This is a genomic window from Bacillus taeanensis (assembly GCF_003318295.1).
GTDB lineage: Bacteria > Bacillota > Bacilli > Bacillales > UBA6769 > Maribacillus > Maribacillus taeanensis.
Genome location: NZ_QOCW01000011.1, coordinates 122,750 through 129,328 on the forward strand (window position 1 = coordinate 122,750; position 6,579 = coordinate 129,328).

General features: G+C 40.0%; 5 protein-coding genes, 16 tRNA genes and 2 rRNA genes. All 23 read right to left on the minus strand.

Annotated elements, in window-relative coordinates; translation table 11 throughout:
* Window positions 1–49: 49 nt before the first annotated feature.
* Window positions 50–1,453: a sensor histidine kinase gene (locus DS031_RS12195; protein WP_342767244.1), complete on the minus strand. Its 1,404-nt coding sequence runs from the start codon at window positions 1,451–1,453 to the stop codon at window positions 50–52.
* Complete coding sequence (locus DS031_RS12200) at window positions 1,443–2,117, minus strand: response regulator transcription factor (RefSeq protein WP_113806358.1); 675 nt, start codon at window positions 2,115–2,117, stop codon at window positions 1,443–1,445. The genes DS031_RS12195 and DS031_RS12200 overlap by 11 nt, the downstream gene beginning before the upstream one ends.
* Before the next feature lie 155 nt (window positions 2,118–2,272).
* Complete coding sequence (locus DS031_RS12205; RefSeq protein ID WP_113806359.1) at window positions 2,273–2,965, minus strand: hypothetical protein; 693 nt, start codon at window positions 2,963–2,965, stop codon at window positions 2,273–2,275.
* 85 nt (window positions 2,966–3,050) lie between these two features.
* Window positions 3,051–3,713, minus strand: a complete 663-nt coding sequence (locus tag DS031_RS12210) for a PspA/IM30 family protein (protein ID WP_181833135.1) — start codon at window positions 3,711–3,713, stop codon at window positions 3,051–3,053.
* A gap of 1 nt (window position 3,714) precedes the next feature.
* Window positions 3,715–4,113 (minus strand): hypothetical protein, encoded by a 399-nt coding sequence (locus tag DS031_RS12215; RefSeq protein WP_113806361.1) that lies wholly within the window; start codon window positions 4,111–4,113, stop codon window positions 3,715–3,717.
* A gap of 229 nt (window positions 4,114–4,342) precedes the next feature.
* Window positions 4,343–4,424 (minus strand) — tRNA-Leu (locus DS031_RS12220).
* 98 nt (window positions 4,425–4,522) lie between these two features.
* Window positions 4,523–4,608, minus strand: a tRNA-Leu gene (locus tag DS031_RS12225).
* A 19-nt stretch (window positions 4,609–4,627) separates the two neighbouring features.
* Window positions 4,628–4,701 (minus strand) — tRNA-Cys (locus DS031_RS12230).
* A gap of 6 nt (window positions 4,702–4,707) precedes the next feature.
* Window positions 4,708–4,782, minus strand: a tRNA-Gly gene (locus DS031_RS12235).
* Between the two features lie 7 nt (window positions 4,783–4,789).
* Window positions 4,790–4,864 (minus strand) — tRNA-Gln (locus DS031_RS12240).
* Window positions 4,865–4,880: 16 nt separating this feature from the next.
* Window positions 4,881–4,956 (minus strand) — tRNA-His (locus DS031_RS12245).
* 22 nt (window positions 4,957–4,978) lie between these two features.
* Window positions 4,979–5,052, minus strand: a tRNA-Trp gene (locus DS031_RS12250).
* 8 nt (window positions 5,053–5,060) lie between these two features.
* Window positions 5,061–5,145, minus strand: a tRNA-Tyr gene (locus tag DS031_RS12255).
* Window positions 5,146–5,210: 65 nt separating this feature from the next.
* Window positions 5,211–5,286: transfer RNA gene (locus tag DS031_RS12260), tRNA-Thr, on the minus strand.
* A gap of 25 nt (window positions 5,287–5,311) precedes the next feature.
* Window positions 5,312–5,387 (minus strand) — tRNA-Phe (locus DS031_RS12265).
* 14 nt (window positions 5,388–5,401) lie between these two features.
* Window positions 5,402–5,477: transfer RNA gene (locus DS031_RS12270), tRNA-Asp, on the minus strand.
* Between the two features lie 119 nt (window positions 5,478–5,596).
* A tRNA-Met gene (locus DS031_RS12275) sits at window positions 5,597–5,673 on the minus strand.
* A gap of 19 nt (window positions 5,674–5,692) precedes the next feature.
* Window positions 5,693–5,768 (minus strand) — tRNA-Val (locus DS031_RS12280).
* A gap of 3 nt (window positions 5,769–5,771) precedes the next feature.
* Window positions 5,772–5,846 (minus strand) — tRNA-Glu (locus DS031_RS12285).
* Window positions 5,847–5,867: 21 nt separating this feature from the next.
* A tRNA-Ser gene (locus DS031_RS12290) sits at window positions 5,868–5,958 on the minus strand.
* A gap of 1 nt (window position 5,959) precedes the next feature.
* A tRNA-Asn gene (locus tag DS031_RS12295) sits at window positions 5,960–6,034 on the minus strand.
* Between the two features lie 8 nt (window positions 6,035–6,042).
* Window positions 6,043–6,159 (minus strand): 5S ribosomal RNA (gene rrf / locus DS031_RS12300).
* 237 nt (window positions 6,160–6,396) lie between these two features.
* A 23S ribosomal RNA gene (locus tag DS031_RS12305) occupies window positions 6,397–6,579 on the minus strand; the annotation flags it as partial.

Sequence of the window (6,579 nt, forward strand, 5' to 3'; positions counted from 1 at the left end):
CTGACAGGAAAGCGACTTTCTTTTTTGCTTCTCCTCAAATAAAAACATTTTATTGTTCTTTAATAGGAATTCTAATAAAAAATGTACTTCCCTTTCCTAGTTCACTCGATACTTGAATACTTCCTTGATGACTTTCGACAATCCACTTCGCAATCGCAAGTCCTAGCCCATATCCTCCTGCTTGCCGTGTCCTTGCTTTATCAACGCGGTAAAACCGTCCAAAGATGCGCCCATGATCTTCGGGTTTGATTCCTATTCCGGTATCTTTCATCATCATAAGTAACTCTTTTCCTTTAACAGAAAGGGAAAGTTTCGTCTCTCCGCCATTTGGGGTGTATTTAATCGCGTTATCTAATAAAATATAAAGCAGCTGAGTTAGCCGCTGCGAATCCCCATTGATAATAAGTGATTTTGGTGCATCGAATTGAAGCTTGATTTGCTTCGATTCAGCCATCGTTCGCACGGATTCAACCGCTTCCTCTGCAATTGAACGAAAATCAAATCTTTCTTTTACGTATTCAATTGTCCCCGAATCTGACCGAGCCAACGTTAATAAATCTCCAACTAAGTTCGTCATACGTTTTACTTCATTTTTCATATTGACAAGAAGCTTATGAGAGTAATCTTCTTTTTTAAAATCCAGCGTCATTTCCATCGCATTAATCGACGAAAGCATAACGCTTAACGGAGTACGTAATTCATGAGAAGCATCTGCGACAAATTCCCGCTGTCTTGAAAAAGCACGTGTAATCGGAACCATTGCTTTTTTGGACATATAGTTACTAATAATAAGCGCCACTACCATAAAAAGAATCGCTAAGCCTGCTAAAATAATGAGCAGCCACTTAAAAACTTGATAAGCGAACGAAATTTCCTTCCCAATATAAAGCGTACCAATCATTTCACCGTTATAAAAAATTGGTTCACCATCAATGATTAACCGGACAGTATCTGTTTTTTGCATCGGACGGAATTCTTCTCGTTTCCCTTTATCATGCGACCTGTTTTCAGAAAAGTTCAGATGAAAGGTTTCCTGAAGAATTTCATCTTCGCTATGATTCCACCTCGAAATGACATTTAAAATGTTCGTACGAAGCTCTGGAATGATCTCATCTCCTATTACTAATTCTCCTGATCGATTCACAACGTAATAGAAAAATTGATCCACATCCTTTACAACGGATTCTTGATTAAAAAACTCTAATCCACCTTGATGATTCTGAAATTTTAAGTACTCTTCAATACTTCTCGCTTCCTGGCTAACAGTAGATGTTAGTTCGCGTTCTTGGTCCTTAAAAATAGTCACATATAAGATGAGATAAACAACGGCAATAAAAAGGACTAAAAAAAGCATAAGTAAGCCGCTGTATAAGAGTGTTAAGCGAAACTGGGTGCTTTCAAAGATGTCTCTTTTACGAAATAAAGAAGTGAAGGAGAAATTTTTAGCTTTCAACTTTATAGCCAACTCCTCTTATACTTTGAAGCAAATCTTGTTTTCCGAATCGACCCAACTTTTTTCGAATTAATTTAATCGTCGCATCAATTGTTTTAGTCGATACTTCAGCATCAAAGCCCCAAATTCGGTCTAAAATTACCTCTCTAGGCAGAACTTGCCCTTTATTTTGAACCAACAAATCCAGCAGCTGAAACTCACGAGGACTGAACTGAATTTCTTCTTTCTCTTGAGAAACCGTTTGGCTCGTACGGTTAATGGCCAAGCCCTGAATAGAAATCTGATCTTCCAATATCGGAGCATAGTTGCGGCGTGTAAGCGCACGTAATCGGGCAAGAAGCTCATCAATTTCAAACGACTTAATAAGGTAATCATCTGCTCCAGCATCCAACCCGTTAATGCGATCTTCTACAGCATCTTTAGCGGTTAACATTAAAATTGCTCCAGCGTAGCCCTCACTTCTAAGTTTTCGACAAACCGAGATTCCATCTCCATTAGGCATCATCCAATCCAATATTAAGACCTCATAGTGGGAAGCTTTAGCATAATCGTAGGCATCTTCTCCCTCCATCACCCAATCAACCTTACAGCCGCCCTTTTTCTTTAACATAAAACCAATTAATTCACCAAGCTGTAAGTCATCTTCTGCTAAGAGAATATTCAAGTTAACCACCTCTTTTTTAACTGCCCTCATTGTTTCTGTTATTAATATTACCTTTTTTAATACTTCTAGAAAAGTTGTATCGTTATAAAAATCTAACCACTGCAGCAATTTCTGCAGTGGTTAGATTAATAAAAGGGAAAATATTAATAAATGAATTACACCGATGGAAGTTTTACAAACTCTAATTCTGCCCAAGGTAAACCAATGTGTATGTGAAAGACGAAATTACTAACAATAAAAAAGCCGGCATAGAGGGATTGAACTAGCAGGGCTAATCCTAACATCATTGATGGAATCCATTTTACTTTTCCTATAATTCCCTTTCCTTTTCGATCAAAGAAACTTTGCCTGCAAACTTGAAGAGCGGTTAAGATAGACTTCAACAGCAAATAAAATGTTAAAAAAATAGCTGTCTGACTAATCATCATGCCATTTCCTGAATAGAGAGGTAAACCTAATAGAACTGCAAAAGACAGAGCCCATATAATTTCAAGAAAGTGACGAATCCACAGCACAATTGAAACAGCAATTAGTAAGATAAGAAGATAAAGAATTAACTTATAGTTTGCAGTAGAAACTAAATAACAGAAGCCGATTATTACTAGTATTACTGCCGTATAGCTAATATAGTTAATAAAATGATGTCTCAAGGTTATATGCTCAGCAGTCTCAAGATCAAATTCATTTTTTAATAGTTTGATTTTCTTTCGTTTTCCTCTACTTATTAAGACTCGAAACACTTCATGAAGCAGTGTATGACAAAGAGAAATATACGTCCTTATATAAGGAATTCTCGTGACAACGAATGCTGCAGCCAAATAAACAATAATAGGTAATAAATAAGTCACATGTATTCTCCTTTCCTTTTTAATAAAGAAAAAGAAGCACCTAAGTGATGTAACGGTGCTTCCTCCTAGCTCATCAATATCTTTCTTATACTACAGACTCTTTTTCATTCTTTAGTTTTTCTAATTCCTTATTTAACTCTTCCTCGTTTGCATACATTGCTTCATATCTCACTAAAGGATTTGAAAACTGATTGCCTGCTTGTACCTCAGCTTCCATCAATAGAATTCTGTCCTCAGTACGAGCCACTCCCCTTAAAATATTGTCAGCTTGTAAGGAACCAGAGACTTTTTGTATTTGTTGAATAGACTGAGCAACATTTGCACGAGAAGCTAAGAGTATTTTCTTATGCTGCAGTTCACTGTACGTTTGCTGAAATTCATTTAATTTTTCTTTTAAAACTTCAGTCTGCTCTTTAATGGCTTCATATTGCTGTTCATAAAGACTTAACTGCTTTTCATGAGAAAGCTTTTCTTGTACAGCTAATTTAGCAATTGATTCCTCATCTTGTTCAATTGCAAGTTTAGCTTGTCGAGTTCTTTTTTCCACTAATGCTTTTGTTTCTAAAATAAGAGCTGCTTGTTTGTTCTCAACAAACATTTGACGTGATAAAGCTCTTTGTGCTTTTATAATTTCCTGTTCCATTTCTCTCGAATATTCGTTTAACATTGCGACTGGATTTTCAAGGCCGTCAAGATAACCGTTTATATCAGCTTTTGTAATTGTTTTTAATCTCTTAAAGATACCCATTTTAACCATTCTCCTTTTTATTTAAATTTTTTTCCCATTGATCTAAAATACTTTCACGTTCGTTCGTAAAAGGTCTATATGAACTCATTAAAGATGTATCAATAAACTGCTGCATCGATGATACCTTTGACTTCTTTCTTAACCATTTTACAACTAGAACTAAAACAACGATCGCTAAGATTAAGAAGAATAGGAACCAAAGCCAAGAAAAACCACCATGATGATAGCCCATTATATGTTGATTTCCAAAACCACCGTGTGGACTCATACCTCTTGGTCCATGTGGATGAGCAGCAAGGGCAGTTAAACCTCCAAATAGATTATGAAATACACTAATAACTAGAATCATGGAGGCAATGATTCCTCCCCAGAAAATACCTTTTTTCACTTTTGTATTCATCGTATTCTTACCTCCTTTCGTTCTTGATGTTTGTAGTTTAATAAAGTTTGGTGAAAACTTAGTGAAAATGAATCTAGTAAAATAAAAAATTCATTTAAAATATCTAATTATTGCTGTGTTGACAAATCTATGGCCAGTTTCCCAAAAACAAAAAACACTCACACATGTTGATTATCAACATATGTGAGTGTTTTAAACGTTTTAAAATAAAATTGATTTGTTTTAAAGATACCGGTGGTCGGGGTCGAACCGACACTCCAGAAGGAACACGATTTTGAGTCGTGCGCGTCTGCCAATTCCGCCACACCGGCATAATATTATATAAAAAAGCACCGCTTATTAAAGAGGTGCTTTTTTCAATTGCTGAAATTCCCCCTTGATACTATAAAGTAACTAAGGGGGAAAGTGATACCGGAGGCCGGACTCGAACCGGCACGGAGGCAACCCTCCGCAGGATTTTAAGTCCTGTGCGTCTACCAATTCCGCCACTCCGGCACAGGAAATATAAAATTATTGGAGGCGGCAACCGGATTTGAACCGGTGATAAAGGTTTTGCAGACCTCTGCCTTACCACTTGGCTATGCCGCCAACTTCTGGAGCGGAAGACGGGATTCGAACCCGCGACCCCCACCTTGGCAAGGTGGTGTTCTACCACTGAACTACTTCCGCAAATAAATGGCTGGGCTAGCTGGATTCGAACCAACGCATGACGGAACCAAAAACCGTTGCCTTACCGCTTGGCTATAGCCCAACTATTCAAATAAAGATGGGGCGACTGATGGGAATCGAACCCACGAATGTCGGAACCACAATCCGATGCGTTAACCACTTCGCCACAATCGCCATAATAATTGTCATAATTGATTGGCAGGGGCAGTAGGAATCGAACCCACACTGGAGGTTTTGGAGACCTCTGTTCTACCGTTAAACTATGCCCCTATATAAAATGGTGGAGGGGGACGGATTCGAACCGCCGAACCCTGAGGGAGCGGATTTACAGTCCGCCGCGTTTAGCCACTTCGCTACCCCTCCAAAAGAATAATTATATTTTAGTATACGTTATCATAAAAATCAATAGTAAATCGTGTAAGGATAGATGGTGCCGGCCAGAGGACTTGAACCCCCAACCTACTGATTACAAGTCAGTTGCTCTACCAATTGAGCTAGGCCGGCAGCACTCATAATTGACAAATAAAAATGGTGGCTCGAGACGGAATCGAACCGCCGACACGAGGATTTTCAGTCCTCTGCTCTACCGACTGAGCTATCGAGCCACACTTCTATATAATGGCGGTCCCGACCGGGATCGAACCGGCGATCTCCTGCGTGACAGGCAGGCATGTTAACCGCTACACCACGGGACCAAGATAAAATTAAAAATTAAAATTATTCAACCTATTTAGTGTGAATAATTTTTGTACATCATTTGCACTACTACTTCAAATGAACAATAAAGATTATTCAACGTAATACATTTGATTTTTGGTTGCGGGGGCAGGATTTGAACCTACGACCTTCGGGTTATGAGCCCGACGAGCTACCAGACTGCTCCACCCCGCGATAATATCAAAATATAATATGGTGGAGGATGACGGGATCGAACCGCCGACCCCCTGCTTGTAAGGCAGGTGCTCTCCCAGCTGAGCTAATCCTCCAAATGGTGACCCGTACGGGATTCGAACCCGTGTTACCGCCGTGAAAGGGCGGTGTCTTAACCGCTTGACCAACGGGCCATACTACATAAAAACGTTCAATGGCGGAGAAGGAGGGATTTGAACCCTCGCGCCGCTTGCACGACCTACTCCCTTTCCAGGGGAGCCCCTTCAGCCGCTTGGGTACTTCTCCATGGCTCCACAGGTAGGACTCGAACCTACGACCGATCGGTTAACAGCCGATTGCTCTACCACTGAGCTACTGTGGAATATGTTTGCCTGGCAGCGTCCTACTCTCACAGGGGGAGAGCCCCCAACTACCATCGGCGCTGAAGAGCTTAACTTCCGTGTTCGGCATGGGAACGGGTGTGACCTCTTCGCTATCGCCACCAGACATGAGGCTGACATGATGTCAGTTAGTTCAACGTTATCACAGGACGTGATGTTCTTAGTTGAACGTCATTTGAGATTTATTCTCTCAAAACTAGATAACAACGACTTTCCAATGACATCCAGCTTCATAAGCCAAACCGTACGGCTATTTTCTCTCTCCCTACGAAGTCAAAAAGCGACTTCTTGGTGAGCGATTAAATATCCTATCGGTCTAAGCGGGCTTATTCTGCTTTTGATTTAGGTTAAGCCCTCGATCGATTAGTATCTGTCAGCTCCACATGTTGCCATGCTTCCACCCCAGACCTATCAACCTCATCATCTTTGAGGGATCTTACTAGCTTGACGCTATGGGAAATCTCATCTTGAGGGGGGCTTCATGCTTAGATGCTTTCAGCACTTATCCCTTCCACACATAGCTACC